The sequence below is a fragment of the Paenibacillus sp. SAFN-054 genome (assembly GCF_051966755.1).
Classification (GTDB): Bacteria; Bacillota; Bacilli; order Paenibacillales; family Paenibacillaceae; genus Paenibacillus_AQ.
In genome coordinates this window covers 1414023-1435266 of record NZ_JBQCKS010000001.1, presented here as the reverse complement: position 1 = coordinate 1435266, position 21244 = coordinate 1414023, and the positions used below count along the sequence as shown (strand labels likewise).

General features: G+C 50.2%; 18 protein-coding genes and 1 pseudogene. 16 read left to right on the top strand and 3 right to left on the bottom strand.

Going from position 1 to position 21244, the window contains the following annotated elements:
- The first annotated feature begins 154 nt into the window (after positions 1-154).
- The 9 genes from ACTHPM_RS06730 (at position 155) to ACTHPM_RS06690 (ending at position 9868) form a co-directional block, all read left to right on the top strand.
- Positions 155-832 (top strand): SOS response-associated peptidase, encoded by a 678-nt coding sequence (locus tag ACTHPM_RS06730; RefSeq protein ID WP_440394422.1) that lies wholly within the window; start codon positions 155-157, stop codon positions 830-832.
- Positions 833-1032: 200 nt separating this feature from the next.
- Positions 1033-1635: a nitroreductase family protein gene (locus ACTHPM_RS06725; protein WP_440394421.1), complete on the top strand. Its 603-nt coding sequence runs from the start codon at positions 1033-1035 to the stop codon at positions 1633-1635.
- Between the two features lie 210 nt (positions 1636-1845).
- A complete protein-coding gene (locus ACTHPM_RS06720) occupies positions 1846-3243 on the top strand; it encodes an amino acid permease (protein ID WP_440394420.1) in 1398 nt (465 codons plus the stop codon).
- Between the two features lie 164 nt (positions 3244-3407).
- A complete protein-coding gene (locus ACTHPM_RS06715; RefSeq protein WP_440394419.1) occupies positions 3408-4700 on the top strand; it encodes a WD40/YVTN/BNR-like repeat-containing protein in 1293 nt (430 codons plus the stop codon).
- Positions 4701-4874: 174 nt separating this feature from the next.
- The gene (locus tag ACTHPM_RS06710) at positions 4875-5054 is read left to right on the top strand and encodes a hypothetical protein (RefSeq protein ID WP_440394418.1); all 180 of its coding nucleotides are present in this window, start codon (positions 4875-4877) and stop codon (positions 5052-5054) included.
- 151 nt (positions 5055-5205) lie between these two features.
- The gene (locus ACTHPM_RS06705; protein WP_440394417.1) at positions 5206-5634 is read left to right on the top strand and encodes a DUF2500 domain-containing protein; all 429 of its coding nucleotides are present in this window, start codon (positions 5206-5208) and stop codon (positions 5632-5634) included.
- A 133-nt stretch (positions 5635-5767) separates the two neighbouring features.
- The gene (locus tag ACTHPM_RS06700) at positions 5768-6517 is read left to right on the top strand and encodes an SDR family NAD(P)-dependent oxidoreductase (RefSeq protein WP_440394416.1); all 750 of its coding nucleotides are present in this window, start codon (positions 5768-5770) and stop codon (positions 6515-6517) included.
- 330 nt (positions 6518-6847) lie between these two features.
- Complete coding sequence (locus ACTHPM_RS06695; RefSeq protein ID WP_440394415.1) at positions 6848-8602, top strand: hypothetical protein; 1755 nt, start codon at positions 6848-6850, stop codon at positions 8600-8602.
- A 147-nt stretch (positions 8603-8749) separates the two neighbouring features.
- Positions 8750-9868 (top strand): hypothetical protein, encoded by a 1119-nt coding sequence (locus ACTHPM_RS06690; RefSeq protein ID WP_440421476.1) that lies wholly within the window; start codon positions 8750-8752, stop codon positions 9866-9868.
- Between the two features lie 77 nt (positions 9869-9945).
- On the opposite strand, the gene ACTHPM_RS06685 is transcribed toward ACTHPM_RS06690, so the two are convergent.
- The 3 genes from ACTHPM_RS06685 to ACTHPM_RS06675 form a co-directional block, all read right to left on the bottom strand.
- Positions 9946-11319 (bottom strand): ABC transporter substrate-binding protein, encoded by a 1374-nt coding sequence (locus ACTHPM_RS06685; protein ID WP_440394413.1) that lies wholly within the window; start codon positions 11317-11319, stop codon positions 9946-9948.
- A 119-nt stretch (positions 11320-11438) separates the two neighbouring features.
- The gene (locus ACTHPM_RS06680) at positions 11439-12257 is read right to left on the bottom strand and encodes a carbohydrate ABC transporter permease (RefSeq protein WP_440394412.1); all 819 of its coding nucleotides are present in this window, start codon (positions 12255-12257) and stop codon (positions 11439-11441) included.
- A 2-nt stretch (positions 12258-12259) separates the two neighbouring features.
- A complete protein-coding gene (locus ACTHPM_RS06675; protein WP_440394411.1) occupies positions 12260-13210 on the bottom strand; it encodes a carbohydrate ABC transporter permease in 951 nt (316 codons plus the stop codon).
- Between the two features lie 241 nt (positions 13211-13451).
- Here ACTHPM_RS06675 and ACTHPM_RS06670 point away from each other — a divergent pair, with 241 nt between their 5' ends.
- The 7 genes and pseudogenes from ACTHPM_RS06670 (at position 13452) to opp4C (ending at position 21242) form a co-directional block, all read left to right on the top strand.
- Positions 13452-13874, top strand: a complete 423-nt coding sequence (locus tag ACTHPM_RS06670; protein ID WP_440394410.1) for a cell wall hydrolase — start codon at positions 13452-13454, stop codon at positions 13872-13874.
- Between the two features lie 103 nt (positions 13875-13977).
- A complete protein-coding gene (gerQ, locus tag ACTHPM_RS06665) occupies positions 13978-14460 on the top strand; it encodes a spore coat protein GerQ (protein WP_440394409.1) in 483 nt (160 codons plus the stop codon).
- 367 nt (positions 14461-14827) lie between these two features.
- Entirely contained in the window at positions 14828-16123 is a 1296-nt protein-coding gene (locus ACTHPM_RS06660) for a hemolysin family protein (RefSeq protein ID WP_440394408.1), read from the top strand.
- 219 nt (positions 16124-16342) lie between these two features.
- Positions 16343-17266, top strand: a complete 924-nt coding sequence (locus ACTHPM_RS06655; RefSeq protein ID WP_440394407.1) for an ArsR/SmtB family transcription factor — start codon at positions 16343-16345, stop codon at positions 17264-17266.
- 244 nt (positions 17267-17510) lie between these two features.
- Positions 17511-19260 (top strand): annotated as a pseudogene (locus ACTHPM_RS06650) (ABC transporter substrate-binding protein).
- A gap of 78 nt (positions 19261-19338) precedes the next feature.
- Entirely contained in the window at positions 19339-20295 is a 957-nt protein-coding gene (locus tag ACTHPM_RS06645) for an ABC transporter permease (protein ID WP_440394406.1), read from the top strand.
- Between the two features lie 17 nt (positions 20296-20312).
- Positions 20313-21242: an oligopeptide ABC transporter permease gene (opp4C, locus tag ACTHPM_RS06640; RefSeq protein WP_440394405.1), complete on the top strand. Its 930-nt coding sequence runs from the start codon at positions 20313-20315 to the stop codon at positions 21240-21242.
- Positions 21243-21244: the final 2 nt, after the last annotated feature.

Below are 21244 nucleotides of genomic sequence, written 5' to 3'. Positions count from 1 at the left end.
TCCGGCTCCATCGGAATGCCCCCTTTCCTCATAATGATTCCCACGGATGAAACCAATTATAGCGAGTATGAAGGAGGAGGGGCGTTAGAGCATCCATGAATAATTTTCCTCCTTTATGCAGACATTAACATCACATAGAGGAGGGTGATGCTGCATGTGCCAGCGTTATTCAATGGCCGCCGACCTGCCGGTCGTGCTGGAGCATTTTCAAGTGGACCGCGTGATGTATTATTACAAAAACCGTTACAATATCAGTCCGACCCAATCCGCCCCGGTGCTTCTGCAGCAGGATGGTGAGCGGGTACTGGACGAGTTCCGCTGGGGATTCATTCCCTATTGGGGAAAGGATGCGGTCAATGCCGACTTGCAAACCGTCAAGGAGAACCCGTCTTACCGGAAAATGATCGAACGCCAGCGCTGTGTCATTCCGTGCAACGGACTGTATTATTGGAAAAAGGAAGGCAAGAAAATGCATCCGGTGCGTGTTGTATTGAAGAACCGGGAGATGTTCGGCGTTGCCGGGCTGTATGAAATTTGGAAAGATTACAAAGGGGAGCCTCTTCGTACCTGTACGCTCGTCATGACAGAGTCGAATCGTCTCATCGGCAATTTCGAAGAGAAGCGCATGCCGGCGATTCTGCCGAAGGATGCCATCCAAGACTGGTTGAATGAAGAAAACACGGCGTTTCATTCGTTAAGCTCGCTGCTTCAGACCTATTCCGACAGCGAAATGGATTATTATCCGGTTACTCCGCTGATCGGCAATGATGATCATGACAACTCGGAATGCATCCGGGAAATGGATCTGAAGACCGCCTGGGTCAAGCAGTAAATTCGCAACCCGTTCATATAACGGTTCTGTTTGCTCTTCAGGAGCGATGGCAGAACCGTTTTTTATTGGAAGCAAGTCCATCAAGGCCGTAAGGCATATTTGAAAGGAAGTGGGGAATTTTAAGAATTAGCGGCCTACCCGGTCCTTGAATCAGAACTCATCATTTTGCATTTTGCATACCATACGGAGGTAGTGACGGGATGGATAACCCTATGATTGAAGCACTGAAGAAGAGACGTTCCATTTATGGCATCAGCAAGGAGAATGTTAGCACCGACGAGCGGATTCAGCAGATCATTGAAGAGACGGTGAAGTATGTTCCTTCCTCTTTTAACTCTCAAACTTCCCGCGTCGTTCTGCTGTTAGGGGCAAACCATGACAAGCTTTGGGACCTCACTAAGGAAACACTGCGTAAGGTTGTCAATAACGAAGAAGCGTTCAAGAATACGGACCAGAAGATCGAATCGTTCAAAAGCGGGTACGGAACGGTGCTGTTTTTTGAAGACATGGATATCGTGAAGAACCTGCAGGAGCAATTTGCGCTTTATAAGGACAATTTTCCGGTATGGGCTAACCAGACGTCGGGCATGATTCAACTGATCGTGTGGACGCTGCTTGAACAGGAAGGTCTCGGGGCATCCCTGCAGCACTATAATCCGCTTATAGACGAACAGGTACAGAAGGAATGGAGCCTTCCGGCTTCCTGGAAGCTGATCGCCCAAATGCCATTTGGCAAACCGACAGCGCAGCCAGGGGAGAAGGAATTCATGCCGATTGAAGAGCGAGTAAAAGTATTTAAGTGATTTGGAGCATGACCTTCGACTATACTCCCAGGTTCCGATACCCCAAGAAGCGGGCAATCGGATCCTTGGGAGTTTTTCGCATAAAAAAATATGATGTGTAAACGATTTCCATGGTATGCCTCATTGACAGAAAAATACTTTTGAGTTCATAATTAAAACCCATCAACTAAACCGTTAAAAACGAAAAAATGACAGCGAGGAGAGGAAAAAATGGATATTTTTCGTAAAAAAACGGTGGAAAACATGGACGAGTCGGTTGGCCAGCTGAAAAGAACCTTGGGGGCGTTGGACTTAACCGCGTTAGGAGTCGGGGCCATCATCGGTACGGGGATATTCGTTCTCACAGGGGTTGCGGCGGCGGTGCATGCCGGTCCGGGACTGATCATCTCCTTTGCGATCGCAGCTTTGACCTGCGTCCTATCGGCTCTGTGTTACTCCGAATTTGCCTCAAGCGTGCCGGTTTCTGGCAGTGCTTATGCCTACAGCTACGTGGCGTTCGGGGAAATCATCGCATGGATTCTCGGATGGGATCTCATCCTGGAATACGGCGTGGCTGCGGCTGCCGTGGCGAGCGGCTGGTCATCCTATTTCATGGGGCTGCTTGACGGTTTCGGCATTCATCTTCCGACGGCCATTGCGGGAGCTTATGACGCGTCCAAAGGAACCATTATCGACTTGCCTGCGGTGATCATTATTTTCGTCATTACATATTTGCTGAACCGGGGCGTACAGGAGACGGCACGCTTTAATGGAATTATGGTCATCGTCAAGCTGGTCATCGTACTGCTGTTCATCGGTGTAGGCGCCTTTTATGTGAAGCCGGAGAACTGGTCGCCTTTTCTTCCTTTTGGAGTCGGTGGGGTGATCAATGGTGCGGCGACGGTGTTTTTTGCATATATCGGATTTGATGCGGTAGCGACAGCGGCCGAAGAGGTTAAGCGACCTCAGCGTGACCTGCCGATCGGCATCATTGCTTCTCTCGCGATCTGCACGGTGCTGTATATAGCCGTGTCTCTGGTGCTGACGGGAATCGTGCCGTATGCGTCGCTGAATGTCGGCGACCCGGTTGCTTTTGCACTGCGTTTCGTGAATCAGGACGTGCTTGCGGGGCTGACGTCTGTAGGTGCGATCGCCGGCATGACCACGGTATTGCTCGTGATGCTGTTCGGCATGACACGACTGCTATTTGCCATCTCCCGGGACGGTTTGCTGAGCCGCAAGCTGTCCAACGTAAGCGGCAAAGCCCAGACGCCGGCCCAAAGCACATGGCTGACCGGCGCACTCATCGCGATTTTGACCGGATTTGTGCCGCTAAGCAAGCTGGCCAATTTGACAAGTATCGGTACGTTATTCGCATTTGCAGTGGTGTCGTTAGGCATTATTGCTTTGCGGAAGAACAATAAAGGGATCAAGAGCGGCTTCCGCGTGCCTTGGGTACCCTTCCTGCCACTGCTCAGCGCTGCAGCTTGTATTTACTTAATGATCAATTTGCAGGCTATCACATGGATCGGATTTGTGATCTGGATGGCAGTAGGTTTGCTGATTTATTTTCTTTACGGCAAAAAGCACAGCCTACTAAATCATCCAACAGGGAAGTCCGAAGAATAAATGGATTGGAAACACGATGAAATCTACCGACGTTTACCTGTCCTTTCTAGCATTTCATTCCTTTCCCCGATGTAAACTGGCGCAAACCCCTCTTCTTGTTATATGATTTGGATTGGAGTTTTCTTTTGAAGGACAAGCCGTCCTTTGGGAGAGGAGGAACTTGAATGAAATGGACCAAAAAGCTCGCTTCGCTTACGGTATTGTTCAGTGTATTGTTGAGTGCATGCTCATCGCATGATGAACAGAACGTATTGCCGGAGTCAGCTCCTGCCGCTCAGGATACGACGGATTCGGTCGCTGATCTAGGTCAGACCTTAACCGTTGTAGCCCCGGATACGGCCAAGAAAAATACGAAGGATACAGGCAAATACCAGATCCAAACCAAGCTCACGGATTTCCAGCTGCTAACAGAAACGAAGGGGATCGCCTGGGGACTGACGCGCAATGAGCTGCGCATGTACTTGACGGATGATAACGGCCAGACCTGGGTGAACATTTCTCCGTCCGCGAACGTGCAATTTCCGGCGAATCCGCGTTACGGCAAGGATATTTATTTTACAGACCCGAATCATGGCTGGATCGTCCGCGATCCTTCCGGTTTAGCCGAAACGATCGTGCTTCATACAAGTGATGGAGGGGAAAGCTGGGACATTTCTTCCATTGCGCAAAAAAACAAAATTTCCGCCATTACATTTGATTCCCCTGATCGGGGCTGGCTGATGGCGACGGAGGATTCGACCACCGGCAAAGAAATGAAGGTCCTCTACCGGACGGACGACGGAGGCTCACTGTGGAAAGTCGTCATGCAAAATACGGAGTACAACCCTGCGAAAGCGACCGTAACGAGTCCCATTCCGCATTTGGGGTATACGCTGGGCATGACCTTCGTCGATTCGCAGCGCGGCTATACGATGGTGCAGGAGCTTGGCGAGCCTAAGATGTATCAGACGCTGGACGGGGGAAACAAGTGGGCGTCCGGCCCGACCTTTTTTAACAGGGACAAGTTCAAGAACTGTGTTTCCTACACGACGGACCGTCCGCAATTTTTGGATATCGGCCGCAAAGCAGGCTTCATCCCGATCGGCTGCAAAAATGGGAATTCGACGAAATATAACGGGTACTTTACGCAGGATGGCGGCGCGACATGGAATTTTGTCAATTTCGGTCTGGGCAGCAGTGAAGGCATGAATCAAGATATCCGTCCGGTTTTTATCAGCGCAAATGAGGGATGGGCACTGCTCGGCAGCACAATTTACCATACCCTGGATCAAGGGAAAACATGGTCCAGTGTAGCTGACAACCAGGTGATCAAGGAGAAGCTTGCCGAGTATCCGGAAGTCGTCAAGCTGCAGTTTTCTTCCCCGCTCGTAGGGTGGATATTGGTTGAGAACAATGAGCAGAAAAGCTCCCGCTTACTTCAAACGACGGATGGAGGGCTCAACTGGAGAGTCCTATAAAAAGTTGGAGAACGATATGTTCTCCAGCTTTTTTGTTAAGTATAGGAGGAACAACAAGGGGGAATGAAAAAATATTTAAAATTTGAATTCATATGTGAATTAAATCACAATCTCTGTATCCATTGTATGATACTCTAAGAGTGTAAGGAGAACCTAATAACGGGAGTGAGAACCATGACAAACTTTACTCAGGATAAAACGACCGAATATTTGCTTCAGTTCTGCTATACCTGCCAGGATGCTTGTACTTGCGACACAGAAGAGAAATGCAAGGCATGCTGGGAAGCCCAGGGACTTCTTGCCCAAGATCCGCAAGAGGAAACCCGCTACTATCTGGACCAGGTTCATGCGTAAAACAGCATACTCTTCCACCTGAAACCTCCACGGGCTGAAAAGCGAAGTGGAGGTTTTTTTGTCATACACGCTGCATATACTTGTTATGAACAGGCCCGCTAAAGATCTTCGCAAGCGCCTTAGCCTAAAGTCAAAAGAGGAGGGGAGAAGCATGCCAGGAACGTTTTGGATGTTTGACTTCTTCGGTAAAGTCATGCCGATTTTTCTGATCGTCATTATCGGTATCATCGTCTTGTCTGCCGGCAGGGGATTGCTTCAGTGGGGGCGGAATAACAAACAGCCTGTACTCACCGTGGATTCCCGGATTGTCAGTAAACGCACCGAGATTAACCAGCACCACCGTCACGAGCCTAACGACCATGTATCCAGCCATACGAACACTACATATTACATTACCTTCGAATTGGACAGTGGCGATCGCATGGAATTTGGCGTAAACGGGCAGCAATACGGCTTATGCGCCGAAGGCGATGACGGCCGGCTCACGTTTCAGGGAACGCGGTTCAAAGGCTTCGAACGAAATATGCGGCTAGCCCGGGAAGCACAGCCCGCTGCTTTGTACCGCGATTACGAGCATTGATGTGGAATCGTGACGGTTTAGATTGGACCGTGTCCTTTAGGATGCGGTCTTTCTGTTTATTTGCTGGGTTTCTTGATTTAAACTACGGGTGAATTTAAAGTATAAGCAGCAGGTAGGACAAGGAGGAATGGAAATGGCTTTTGAAAATCTCGTTGTAGTCGTGACCGGGGCTGCTCAGGGCATCGGTTATGGCGTAGCAAAGGCTTTTGCCGACAGGGGTGCCCGGTTAGTGCTGGGGGACAATAACGCGGAGCAAGGAGCTGCTTCAGCGGCAGCCATCCGCAGCGGCGGGGGACAAGCCGTCTTTGTACCTTGTGATGTCCGCGAAGAGGACGATATCCGGAAGCTGATGAAAGCGGCTGAAGAAGAATACGGAACCCTCGACATTTTGATTAACAATGCAGGGGTTTCCCGGTGGAAGTCACCTTATGAATTGTCGGTTGCGGAGTGGGACGACATTCTTAATACGAATGCGAGAAGCTGTTTCCTCGCGACACGGGAAGCGGCACGGTACATGAAAAAGCATGGAGGCACCGGAGCCGTCGTCAATATGGCATCTACCAGAGCCATGATGAGCGAACCGGATACCGAAGCCTATGCGGCTTCAAAAGGAGCGATCGTGGCACTGACGCATGCCATGGCGGTGTCGCTCGGAGGTGACGGCATCCGCGTGAACTGCATCAGTCCCGGCTGGATTGAGACGGGGGATTACGAAGCGCTCCGAAAGGAAGATCATGAACAGCATCCTGCCGGCCGCGTAGGTCAACCGGATGACATTGCGAGAGCCTGCCTGTATTTGGCAGATCCGGACAACAGCTTTGTAACCGGGACACATTTGGTGATCGATGGCGGTATGACACGGAAAATGATTTACGAACCGTAACTTTTCTCCTGAGCAGTTGGCCCTAAAGCCTTCCATATTTTCACTTTGGGAAGAAAAAGGGATAAAAAATTCCAATTCGGGATAGTTCCTTTTGTGCAGATGGAAGTTGCGGACCTGGAGGTGAGCCTGTCCTATAAGGATATGGGCTCATCTTTTTTTACGGAATCAATGCTATAATAACTCCGTTTACTGCATCATATGAGCTTTTGACAAGCCGTTTGGTCCCTTACATAACCGGAAAACCTGGAGAAAATGGCGAAACCAATCGCAGCTCATATTCAGAATTGAGGGCGAATCGATATTGTCCTCGCATAGGAATGGAGGGAAATTATGATTGTCAAAAATTCTCGATGGCTTGCGGGGCTGCTGTTCCTGACCGCTGTGCTGCTGGTCGGCTTTAAGTCGCCGACCGAAGGAGTCAAAGCGACTTGGGTATGGCAAACCGAATTAATCGAGGATGGTGGGGAGCACCTGCTTGATTTTGCGGGTCAGGAAGGCATCAATCTGATTTACTTGCAAATCAATCGGGATTTGCCGAAAGGAACCTATGAGCAGTTTATACAGAATGCGCATGCGGGAGGCATTGCCGTTCATGCACTGGGAGGAGATCCAAGATGGGCATTGCTGGAGCACAGGGACCGCATGCTCGGACTCGCCGATTGGACGTTGGACTACAACGCAGGCGCAGCTCCCGATAACCGGTTCGACGGCATACATCTCGATATAGAACCTTACGTCCTCCCGCAGTGGGACAGCGAACCGAACGAAGTGATCTCTTCTTGGGAAAACAACATGAAGGCTTTTCTCGACAAGACTTCGGATACGGGGCTGGAGCTGGGGGTCGATGTCCCGTTCTGGTTCGATTCCTATACCACATCCGAAGGCGGAAGCCTGAATGCATGGCTTATGAATGCCTTCGATCATGTCACCGTACTGGCATACCGCAGTGAGGTGGCTTCCGAGCATGGGATTGTCACGCTTGCACAAGACGAGTTCAAACTGGCGGACAGTTTAGGCAAGCGAGTTCTTGTCGGAGTCAATACGAAAGAAATGCCCGGAGAAGCCCATACGTCATTTTATGGACGCAGCAAAGAACAGATGAATGTGTCTCTTCAGGACTTAACCAGCGAGCTGAGCTCCTATACTTCGTTTGGAGGAATAGCGGTTCATGATTTCCGCAACTGGGAGAACATGCCTGACGGCGGGGAAGGATCAGAGCCCGGCGGTGAGCAGCCGGAACCGGGAGACGGGGATCAGGTTCCGGATCCCGCGCCAGTCGACAGGGATCAGCGGGTAAGAGGGACGTATATTTGGGAAGCCAACGAAGTTCTGCAGAACGGACAGGAAATCCTGGATTTCGCCAAGGAGAAGAAGCTGAACTGGCTATACGTCCGGCTTGATCTGCAGCAGCCCTTTGGTGCTTACAAAGATTTTGTGAAGCAAGCTTCGGCCGCGGGCATCGAAGTGCATGCCATGGGCGGACACCCGATTTGGGCGCTTTCTGAAAACCAGGCGAAGATGTTGAAGCTGGTCAAGTATGTAAAAGAATACAACCGGATGGCCGAAGGAGACGAACGTTTCCATGGCATACATTTGGACATCGAGCCTTACGTACTGCCGGATTGGAAGACGGACTCGGCCGAGGTCATCGCAGAGTGGACCTCGAATTTGGACGCATTCGTCACCGAGCTCAAGAAGGATTCTAATTTGCAGGCCAGCATGGATCTCGCTGTTTGGCTGGATAAATACAAGGTTCCGGGCGAGGACATCTCCTTAAGCAAGTGGATGATCAATCGGATGGACCATGTATCTCTAATGGCGTTCCGCGACACCGCTGGCGGATCGAATGGCATCGTCAGCGTGTCGAAGGAGGAAATGGCCTTCGCTAACGAACTGGGCAAGCCGCTCCTGATCTCGGTAGAGATGAAGGAGAGCCATGAAGGAAATCACATTACCTTCTTCGAGGAAGGTTCCTCTTACATGGAAGAAGAGCTTGCCAAGCTTCCTGAGCTCCTGAAGGATTCTCCTTCGTATACGGGCAATCTTGTGCACGCCTATGATTATTGGAAGAATGCCAAACCGTAAATGATTGAAGAGCCCCTGTTCACTCCGCTCGAGCCCTGCAGGGGCTCTTTTTTCTTGCGGGAAAAGGTTGATTGACATGGGCATTCACACAGAAAAGAAGCCGTGCATAACCTGAAGATGTGAGCATTCAAAGGATGAAGAAGGAGCGTGAACACAAGGATGGCAGGTCAGGAAAAACACTATTTTGCCCGTGGCAATACCGCTGCAGGCTTATACACCTTATACGATTCTGTCTTAAACGGGCTGGATACGGTTATTGTAATTAACGGTTTGGCCGGCTCGGGACCGTCACGGCTGCTGGATGAATTGGCCGACGCTTGGCGCCAGACCGGGGGGAGCAAGCAGTATATACATGATGCATTAGATCAGGATCGGCTCGAAGGGATCGTGCTCGAGGAAACGGGAGTCGCCATCCTCGACGGGAACGTCTGGAGTGCGGACCCGGTGCTGGAAGGCACGGAGATTCGTGTACTGGATGCTAGCCGGGTGCAGCTCGGAGAGCTGATGAAGGAAGCCGAGGCGGAGACGATAGAATTGAAACAGGAAATGGCAGCGATATACAACCAAGCGTATGAATCTTTCTTGAAGACGCTGCGGATTCATGATGAATGGGAGAAATTCTACATCGAGCATTTGGACCGGAACAGCGCGAACCAATTGACGGCGGACCTGGCCGAGGAATACCTGATTCCAACCGGTTCCAAAGAAGCCAGGGTTACACGCCGCTTTCTCGGCGCAGCGACATGGCAGGGGGCAGTGGATTATGTGCCGAACCTGACGGATTCGCTCGCCACGCGTATTTTTGTGAAAGGGCGTCCCGGTTCAGGCAAATCGACCATGTTCAAGAAGCTGGCCAAGGAAGCCGAAGCGCGTGGAATCGATACAGAGATTTATCACTGCGGGTTTGATCCGAACAGCCTGGATATGCTTATTTTCCCGGAGCTCAGCCTTGGCATCTTCGATAGCACGGCACCGCATGAGCATTTCCCGAGCCGCGAAGGCGACAGCATCCTTGATGTATATGAATTGGCCATTCAAGCTGGGACGGATGAGGCTTATGCAGATGAAATAGAAGAAATTCGCTCCAGATATACGGCTTCCATGAAACAGTCGATCGGATTATTGGCGGATGCGAAGCGTCTTCGGGATGAGATCTGGAATGCTTACGATGCAGCCATCGGCCCGGCGGCCTTGAAAGCACTGGTCGTCGAAATCATTCAGCAGGTGGAGAACCTGACGAACGAAGCCAGTATACCTAACGATTAATGATTATAAATAAAACGACGTAACGATGATGAAATAAAATTCCCCCTTCATCTTATACTGAAGGGGGAATTCCGTGTTTACTTGCCGACGGTTTGATTATACTCTCCGATTTTAGCCGTAATGGATTTGGCTGCGTCATCCAGAGCCTGCTTGGACGTTTTTTTGTTATTCAAGACTTCTTCGATCGCGGTTTCAGTTAGCTGCCTTGCTTCCGGGAAGACGCCCATCACGGCGCCCTGCGTAGCAAGGCTTGGCGTCGTTTGGTGAAGCTGATCGACGGCGGTCTGGAATTGTGGATATTGGGTCATGTTATCCTTCACGTTCTGCTCGTCATAGGCTTTTTGCGTGATGGGGAAATATCCCGTATTGATGTGCCATTCGGCTTGTGACTGCGGCTCTGCCAAAAACTTGATGAACTCCCAAGCCGCTTGTTGCTCGGCTTCCGGGCGGTTATTCAGAATCCAGTTGCTCGCCCCGCCGACGATTACGCCGCCCTGCACCTGGCTATCGGCTTTGGGAAGGAAGCCTGTGCCGACTTCAAACTTGCCTTCGGCCGATTTGACGATGCTGCGCAGGGAAGCGGTGGAATCCAGCGTCATGGCAATTTGGCCGGCCGCAAAAGCTTTGGACGTATCGTCGGTTTTGCGTCCCAGGTTAAGCATGGTTTGATCATCGATCATCTGCTTCCACCAGTCCAGCGTCTTCACGCCCGCTTCACTGGCGAGCAGTGAAGCCGTAGCCGGCTTCGTACGTCCATTACCGTTGTCGAGCAGCTCTGCGCCCTGATTGGCAAACAGCTGCTCCATAAACCAGCCGTAAAGGGCGAAGGAACCGCCGGTCTGGCCCGCTTTTGTCAGTTTTTTGGCCGCATCGGCAACTTCCTGATAGGTTGCAGGCGGTTTTTCCGGATCCAGCCCTGCTGCTTTGAAAGCATCCTTGTTGTAATAGAGGATGGGATTAGACGTATTAAAAGGCATGGAATACAGTTTGCTGTCGAAGGTATAGTAGTTCAGAATATTTGGTTCAAGACTGGATGTATCATAGGATTCGGCATCGATAAACTGCTGTACCGGCGTGATGGCCTTGCTGTCGATCATGAAGCGGCTGCCGATTTCGTACACTTGGATCAGGGAAGGGCCGCTGTCGGAACCGAGCGCGGCTTTGAGCTTGTTCAAGCTCTCATCGTACTTGCCTTGATATTCTGCCTGAACGACAATCTCCTTGTGCTCCGCGTTAAACTTATCCACGAGACTTTGTGCTGCTTTGCCCACGTCTCCGCTCATGGAATGCCACCATACGACCTTGACTGGTTGTGCCTGATTAGCTGGAGCTTCTGCCGCCGCTGCAGTGCCTTCCGGTTTGTCTGCACCTTTGGAGCCGCAGCCGGAAGCTGCCAGCATCATGCAGGATATCAGAAGCATAGCCAGCGATTTTTTTCTCAATGGTTTCATGTTTCTCTTCTCTCCCTTTTGAATGGTTCATTTATTGTGAAATTGTAAATTCTGCCGTGTCCGGCGAGAGCTTACAATGTCGACACCTATTTAATTAATACAATTAATAGTTTGGCTAGTTAACCCTTCAAGGCGCCTGCGGTTATCCCTCGCACGAGCGGCTTTAAGCCCACAAGGAGCAGAAGGAGGGAAGGCAGGAGCATGATCACGATCCCGGCCATCACAACATTCCATGCGGTGACTTCTTCGAATTGGAGCATGCCGATACCGATCTGGACGGTACGCATGCTCTCTTGGTTCGTGATCAGCAGCGGCCACAAATAATTGCTCCAATTGGTTAGGAACGAATATACGGCGAGCGTTGCGAGCGAAGGCAATGACAGAGGCAGGACGAGCCGGATAAAGATACGGATATGTCCACAGCCATCGACTCTGGCAGCTTCGAACAGTTCCCTGGGCAGCTGCAGGAAATACTGTCTCAGTAGAAACGTGCCGAACGCCGATGCCAGGAAGGGCACGATCAGCCCTTGATACGAATCCAGCCAATGCCAGCTTCTCACCGTGAGATAGTTGGGAATCATGGTGACTTCCCAAGGGATCATCATGGTGGAGAGGAACAGCGAGAAAATGACGGCCTTTCCGGGAAAACGCAAAAATGCGAATGCATAGGCGGCCATGCTTGCCGTGATCAGCTGTCCCAGCATAATCGCCGTCGAAACGACAAAGCTGTTCGTGATAAACCGGATCACCGGCACGGTATTGAGCACCTGGAGGAAATTATCCGGGTGCAGACCGGAAGGCAGCAGGCGCGGCGGGTAGGTGGCTGATTCAGCGCTGCTCATGAACGATGAGGATAGGGTAAAAAGCAGCGGAAACAAAATCAACAGCGAGGCAATGCTTAGAAGGATATACAGGGTCGTTTGATGTAAGGAACGCATGCTCACTGGTAATGCACCTTCCTTTCGCCGAATTTGAATTGAACGATCGTCAAGAGCGTAATGAGAACAAACAGGATGAGCGCCTGCGCGCTGCCGATGCCGAACCGGTAATTCATGAACGCGTCCTGATAGATGTTGTAGACAAGGACATCGGTACTGTTCATCGGTCCGCCTTTTGTCAGGATGTTAATTTGGGCAAAGGACTGAAATGCGCTGATCATCGATACGACGCTAATAAAGAAGAGCGAGGGAGAAATGAGCGGCAGTGTAATCCGGAAAAAGGTCCGGAAGGAACCGGATCCGTCGATCCTGGCGCTTTCGTATAAATCCTCGGGAACGCTTTGCATGCCGCTCAGCATGACGATGTAATTAAAACCGAGATTCAGCCAGACCGTCATGAGGGCAATGGACAGCAGGGCCCACTTGGGGTCTGTCAGCCAGGCAATCGGACTGATTCCCGCCAGACTCAGGCCATAATTCAGAATGCTTAAGGTTGGATGGTACAACACCATCCAAATGATCGAACCGGTGCCGACGGATACGGCCATCGGAAGCGAGAAGAAGAACCGGAACAGCTTGGAGAACCTTAATTTGGGAATCGATAAGGCGGCCAGCAGCAGCGCAGCGGCAACACCCGTCGGTACCGTCAAAAGAATGAATTTGACCGTGATCCACAAGCTGTTGTAGAAAACGTCGGATGTCAAGATGCTCTTAAAATTGCCGAGTCCTGCGAAGGAAGCGACCCTGCCCTGCGGATCGGTCAAATACAGGCTCAGATAGACGGATTTGAGCAGCGGATAAAACAGGAATATACCGAACAGGATCAAGGATGGGGCCAATAAGAAGTAGGCCAGTGATCTTTCCTTCCAGCGGCTTGTCCAAAGCGAAGCTGCCCTATCGCGCCGGATTCCTTCCCTCGGAAGCGGGGGAGCCAGTGTGATTTCTTTCTCCATGGGATTAAAGACCTCGCTTTCTGATGTTTGGGTTATGTGATTCCAACCCGTCGACATCAGTATATAGCCCGGTTGTTAGGGGGGCGTCAGGCGTATGTAAAGCTTTTTTCTTGTTTGTTAAATGTCTCAGAAGGACAAAATATGTCGCATTTAAGTACAAGTAGGCAACATTTTTTGTCACTCAACTGGGCGGATGCACATACACTTATAAGGAAAATCAATCAAGTAGGGAGGTAGAGACTTGGCTGTTATCAAAACGAACTCGGAGCAAACCAGGCTGCTCGCTCGTTTGATGAGGGCTGAAGCCGAGGGGGAAGGAAATCTAGGCATGCTGATGGTCGGCAACGTTGGAGTGAACCGAATACTCGGGAATTGTCTCGATTTCAACAATATCCGCAGTATTCAGGATATGGTATACCAAAGCCCGGGGGGTTTTGAAGCTCCTCAGAAGGGGTATTTTTATCAAAAGGCCCGAGATTCGGATATCAGGCTTGCCCAGCGTGCGATTAATGGCGAACGGTTTTGGCCGGCTTCGAATGCATTATGGTTTTTCCGGCCCACTGCTGAATGCCCGGCGACCTGGTACAATCAGGCCAATACTGGACGGTTCAAAGCCCACTGCTTCTTCAGTCCATCTAGCACGGATTGCCCGAACGTGTATTAACCGAGGGCTCAGCATCACAAGCGCCGTTCACGTCTCTATACTCGCGTGACCGGCAGTACGTAAGCATGATTGTAAATGTACTTATAAGGAGGATTTTATACGAATGATGCCTCAACCTTTTCGCCCGGCTGCTTATAACATGAATATGGGGTCCGGTTATCCCGGCCTGCAAGGGGGCAGTATGGGCATGCCCGGAGGAACGCATTCACCTGGCGGTATGACGATGGGCAGTATGGGAACGGTTCCCCCGCAAGTGACCAGCGGCAGTCCGATGGGACCTGGCGGGACTGTCGTGCAAGCCCCTCCGACACAGCAATTCGAGCAATCCTACATCGAGAACATATTGCGCCTGAACTTAGGCAAGACCGGAACATTCTATATGACGTATGAGAACAACTCGCAATGGAACGCCAAAGTCTTCACAGGCGTGATTGAAGCGGCTGGGCGTGATCACATCATCATTTCGGAAAGAACGACAGGACAGCGGATCATCCTGCTGACGCTTAATCTGGATTACATTACATTTAATGAACCACTGATATACCAATATCCTGGTGTTATCGGAAACCCTGGACAAGGCAGATAAACCTCATCTGCGCATCTGTAATCTTTCGTTTTACAGGAAAAAACCGAAATGGCCGTCTCTGTTGTCATAAATGGCACAGGACGGCTCTTTTAGCCTGCTAACCGGAGGTTTGCTTAAAAATACAGCGGGTCGCTGTAATATACAGTCATACCTTGCCGTTTGACTGTGTAGTGTATAAATATATAATTAAAGATATGTACCAAAATCATACACTGAGACAGGAGATGGATCCATTGGGAAGTTGACGCTGATTCCTTCATACATGCATGACATGACTTACAACTTTACTATACGAAGGAGGTGTACCTATTTGCCGATTAAGAAGTACGGTGAATAGGAAAAAAGATTGGCTGACCCCTTACCGAGTTTGATAAATTTGATTTGGGTAGTGGTATTGGTAATATTGAACGGCTTTTTTGTATCGGCGGAATTCGCCATGGTGAAAATTCGGAGCAGCCGGGTGGAAACCTTGGTTGACGAAGGACGCAAAGGCGCATTGTTCGCGCAAAAGATCGTAAATAACCTGGATGCTTATTTGTCTGCTTGCCAGCTGGGCATCACACTCGCATCGCTCGGACTTGGATGGCTTGGTGAGCCTGCCATAGCAAGTCTGGTTAGACCTCTGATACATGCCTTGGGCTTTGGAGAAGCTGCAGTGCACGGCATAGCCGTTGTCATCGCTTTCCTCCTGATTACCATTTTGCACATTGTGCTCGGAGAACTCGCGCCTAAATCGATGGCGATCCGCAAGTCGGAATCCGTCGTGTTGATGTCGGCGGCTCCAATGGTGTATTTTAATAAGCTGATGTATCCTTTCATCTGGGTGCTTAACGGACTCGCTAATGCACTGCTGCGCATGATGCGCATCGCGCCAGCGTCAGAATCCGATTCCGCCCATACCGAAGAAGAAATTCGGGTGTTGATGAAGGAAAGCAATAAAAACGGACTCATTGATAATACGGAGCTGGCATTGGTTGACAATATTTTCGATTTTGCCGAAACGACCGGACGCGAGATCATGATCCCACGTACGGAGATGATTTGTCTGAACACGCAAATGTCCCGGGAAGAGAATCTCGAAATCGCCTATGAAGGCATGAGAACAAGGTACCCGGTATGCGATGGCGACAAAGACCACATTATCGGATTTATTCATATCAAGGATTTGCTGCGTTCCACTGCGACTGAATATAATGCTTTAATTCGTCCCATCCTTGCTGTACCGGAATCCATTCAGATCAGCGCACTGCTGAAGCTGATGCAGCGGGGCAAGACCCAGATCGCCATCTTGATAGATGAATACGGCGGTACATCCGGTCTTGTAACCCTGGAAGACATTATGGAAGAAATCGTCGGTGAAATCCAGGATGAGTTTGATGAAGAGCGTCCTGGCATTGAAAAGATTCGTGAGAATGAATATTCGATTGACGGATTGATGCTCATTGATGAAGTGAACGACCGGTTCGGTCTTGAACTCGATACGACGGATTACGACACCGTTGGCGGCTGGCTGTATTCCCGGATCGAGGCCATTCCTCCTCAAAAGGGGCAATCGGCTGAGCTCGACGGTCATATTTTCATAGTGGAAGAAACGGATCAAAAGCGCATAGCAAGGATTAAGCTGCTGAAACCGCAATTGATGATGGAGGAAGCGGGCGCATAAAGTGTGAACATAGAGAAGGGCACGGTGCATTTGCATCGTGCCTTTTCGCATGGTTGTACCGGATCAGGTTCATCTGATATGATGGCAGTCATGGCATTGCCGATAAGATGATATGAAAGTCCCAGTCCTTTTACCGGATTCCTAAGGATTTGGATCGGAAAATAGTGGAATGTATTGAAACGTTCAAGCTATAATGTATTCATTCTAATGGAGAGGAGGGTGCACAGTTTGTTTCGCAATATTGAGTTAAAGTTTGAACCCGTTCATGAATTCATGAATAGCCTGCATTCCTACATATGCCGTAAATCACACAAAAAGATAGATCTTGCTCCCAGCTGGGCCCAGGAGACGAAAGCGAAGCTCACACCGGAGTTTGCCCGGACACTGGACGATATGCTGGTGGGCGGCGATTGGAGCTTTGCTTACCTCATGGCGTTTGTTGCACCGCAAGGCGGAGATGTCGGGCAGTTCATTTCCTGGTTTGGCCAATTAAGCGTGCATCAGCTCATCGAGCTTTTCTCGGCACACGGCAACCAATATCCCGAAGAGGATATCGAAGTTTTTCAAAAGAAGACATACTCCATGTTTGAGCAGTGGTACGAACAGTATTTTAAAGAGGTTGATCCGCAAATTTTGACCGCGCTCGAACAGGAAAAGCAGCAAAGAGTCAGCCGTCTGGGCAGCATCCAAGGCGAGGAATTCATCGACGAGACGACCAACGGGATGCTGTTCAAGTCTGTAGAAGGCATATCGAATCTGATTTTGGTCCCGCAGTATCATTTCCAGCCGCTGAATATCGTATCGCAATATGGAAATACATTAATTTGCCACTATAATGCCCGCATTTATTTAGGGGACGAGGATCTCATACCGACACATGACCTGCGGACGATCCGCAGTCTCGGCGAAAGAAACCGTCTCAAAATATTAAGGTATTTGCACCAGGGTCCGCGAACGTTTACGGAAATCGTAAGCCACTTGAAGCTCTCCAAGGGAATCACCCACGACCACATTTCCAAGCTGCGAAGCGCCGGGGTGCTGTATGCCCATTTCGAGGGGGAGAATTTGACCGAATACAGCCTGCGCAGGCGCGCGTTGGTTCAGCTGCAGGATCGCCTGATGCAATATATCGAAGAAGGATAAACAGTTTATTTTCAACCTCCTTGATGCTGTTGGCATAAGGGAGGTTTTTATTGATTGTCACGTTTTTTCATGCATACATCCAATAAAGCAATAAAAAGGAAAATAATATTTTTCTGAAAACTTTTTAAGTTCTCTATTTACAGAACTCCAAATGCTTCCTATAATAAAAAATAACAAATACGACCATAATTCCTACTTATCACATAAGGATGATTGGTATGGGAAAATATGAGGAGGTTGTTTTATGAAGAAGGGCGTTTATTTGTTAACATCGCTGCTGATCGTCGGCTCTTTGGTGCTTTCTGCTTGTTCAGATTCCAAGGACACTGCTGCTCCGACTAACGCTACAAACCAGGAACAAGGAGCGTCCAATGATAAGCCTGTCGAGGCAGTAGCCGGAGATTCGGGCTTGAATGAGCCTTATAACGCGGCAGATATGTCGAAGCTTCCGGCTGTCGCGAAGCAGCGTACCGATACCATTATTGTCGGATTGACGGATCCAAGCGGCGCGTTCACGCCATATTTTACGCAGAGCGGTTATGACGGCAACGTGAATTCGCTGTTGTTCAGTTCATTGGTAACGGTTGATGAGAAAGGCCTTCCAATTCCGGACCTGGCTGAAAAATGGGATGTTTCCGACGATCAACTGACTTATACATATCATCTTCGCAAGGGTTTGAAATTCAGCGACGGTTCAACAATGACGGCGGACGACGTGGCTTTTTATATGGACGATTCTCTTCGATAAATCCTACGACGGAGACTCCATGGTACCGACACTGGCAGTCAAAGGTGCGCAGGCCTACAAGGAAGGCAAAGCAAAGACCATTGAGGGCATCAAAGTCATCGATCCGCAAACGATATCCGTCACGCTCGAAAAGCCTAACGCAACGGCCCTGGTTATGCTGGGAGATAAAGTTTTGTCCAAAGCTTACTACGGGAAGGATTATCAATTCGGACAGCTGGAATACATCAAAAAACTGCATGGGGCGCCCGTTGGCAACGGCCCGTATAAGCTAGAAAAGTTCATTCCGGGACAGGAAGTCCGGTTTGTAGCCAACGAGAATTACTACAAAGGGAAGCCGAAAACGGAGCATTTCATTTACAAAACTTCGGAAGGAGACACCTGGCAGTACCTTGAAACGGGAGAGGTAGACTACGCTTCCTTCAGCGCTACGACGGAAAACATCGATAAGCTGAAAAGTCTCGGATTCGTCAATATCATTCCTTATACGCCAAGCACTTATGGATATTTACAAGTAAATCTGGAGCATGAATCCCTGAAGGACAAAAGGGTGCGTCAGGCTCTGACCTATGGTTTGGATCGGCAAAGCATCTACGTCGATGCGAATCAGGGAGCGGGCGCGGTAGCGAACATTCCGTCATCGCCGATTTCATGGGCTTATACCGAAGAGGGTATCAACCCGTACAAATATGATGCGGACAAAGCGAAGCAGCTTCTGGAAGAAGCCGGCTGGAAAGAAGGGGCGGGAGGCATCCGCGAGAAGGATGGCAAGCCGCTCAGCATCCATTTCCTTGGATCGAAGAGCAAGCAAACCGATATTTTCATCGCGGTTGCCAAAGAGAACTTCGAGGCGATCGGCGTGAAATTCGAACCGGAGGTATTCGCCGACTTCAACTCCCTGGTGTCCAAAATGGAAAGCGGCGACTATGATCTCGTGTCCTTCTCAACGCCGATGCTTACCGATCCGTCGGATGGTCTGGTGCAGTTCATGGATGGTGAAATTAAAGCCTATGACAATCCGAAGCTGAAAGAGCTGTACGACAAAGGGCTGGCAACATCGGATATCGAAGAGCGCAAAAAGATTTACAAGGAAGCGTTCCAGCTTCTGAACGATGAGCTTCCGATCATCTTCACCAGTTATAAGAAAACCGTTTACGGCTACAACGGACGTATTGATAACCTTGCCGTCAGCCCATTCGTCGGATTGGCCAACAGTCTGCCAGACTGGTCGCTGAAGCCGGCGGAATAATCCATATTAAACATGCGTCCCTCGCGAGAAAGCGGCCATGCCGCAGTAGCGGGGGACCATGCCATTAGGAGGCTAACGATGAGTGCTTATTTGACGAAACGGATCAGTTACATGCTTATTATTTTGCTGGCTGCCTCGCTATTGATCTTTAGTCTGTATGCCTTAACGCCAGGAGATTATATCAGCAGCAACATCAAGCTTAGCCCGGAGCGCAAGGCGGAGCTGCGTGAGATCTACGGCTTGAACAAGCCGCTGCTTGAACGGTATGGATTATGGATGAAAAATGCGCTGCATGGCGATTTTGGATACTCGCTCGCTCAGCAGAAACCGGTCCTAACGCTGTTTAATGAATACATATGGAATTCCTTTCTACTGGCAATCGTTTCGACCTTTCTGACCTGGCTGATCGCCGTCATTATCGGGGTGGTATCAGCTTACAAGCAGTATTCCTGGTTCGATACACTGGTGATGATCATCATATTTGCGGCCATGTCGCTTCCATCATTTTTCATCGGTTTGTTCCTGATTAAGATATTCGCGGTCGATCTGAAGTGGCTTCCACCGGGAGGCATGCTCACGACAGGAAGCAACGCAGCCGGCTTGGCTTATCTGAAGGAAGTCGCACGTCATATGACGCTGCCCGTCGTCGTCATGACGCTGCTCGGCGTCGGCTCGCTTACCCGATATTTCCGGAGCAACATGATCGATGTCATTAAGCAGAATTATATCCGGACTGCAAGAGCGAAGGGTCTCACGGAAAGCAAAGTGTTGTTCCGGCATGCGCTGCGCAACGCGCTGCTGCCGGCAATCACGCTTGTCGGCTTTGAACTGCCGGCCTTGTTCGGCGGTTCGCTCATTATCGAGAAAATTTTCAATTGGCCGGGGATTGGTCAATTGTATATGCAGTCCTTCGGACAACGCGATTATCCGCTGCTAATGGGATTCACGATGCTGATCGCCGTGCTGACGGTCATCGGCACGCTTATTTCCGACGTGCTGTATCATATTGCTGATCCGCGCGTGCGGCTGCATTAGGGAAGGGGGAGTCATTCATGTCATTGAACAGCACGCCGCTGCCGGGAACGGCTTTGGCTAAGCAGCCACCTGCGAAATCCGCTTCCCTCTTCGGGCAGTCGATGCGCAGATTGATGAAGAATAAGCTTGCGATTTCGGGATTGATCGTCGTCGTCATGATGTTTATAGCCTGCTTTATCGGGCCGTTCTTCTCGCCATACGCTGATAATAAAGTCCATATGGCGATGATGAACAAAGCGCCAAGCTTCAAGCACTGGCTGGGTACCGACGCGCTTGGACGGGATGTCCTTACAAGAGTACTGCAGGCGGGCCGTATTTCTTTGACCGTGGGACTGGCGTCCATGGTGCTGTCCGTATTCATCGGTGCCTTGCTCGGCGCGATTGCGGGGTATTATCGAGGCATCGTCGACCAAATCATTATGCGGATCGCCGATTTGCTGCTGACGATTCCGGGGCTTCCTCTGCTTTTTATTTTTGGGGCGCTGCTGTCCGAATGGAAGGTGCCGTCAGAATACCGGATGTACATCGTCATGTTCATGCTCGGTTTCGTCAATTGGCCAGGGCTTGCAAGGATGGTTCGGGGGCAGATGCTGAGCCTGCGGGAACGTGAATTTATGCAGGCAGCTGTCGTCCTGGGTCTTCGTGACCGGAGAAAGCTGTTCAATCATTTGCTGCCGAACATCGTGCCGCTGCTCATCGTCATCGCGACCCTGAACATCGGCGGATCGATCCTGAGCGAATCGGTTCTCAGCTATTTCGGTTTGGGGGTGACGTCTCCTACGCCGACATGGGGCAACATGATCGATGCGGCGAATAATTTAATCGATTTCCAGGAACGTCCGTGGCTATGGATTCCTCCGGGCTTTTCAATTTTCGCTACCGTAATAGCCATTAATATTTTCGGCGATGGACTCAGGGACGTTCTTGATCCCAAACAGAAGAGGTAGGT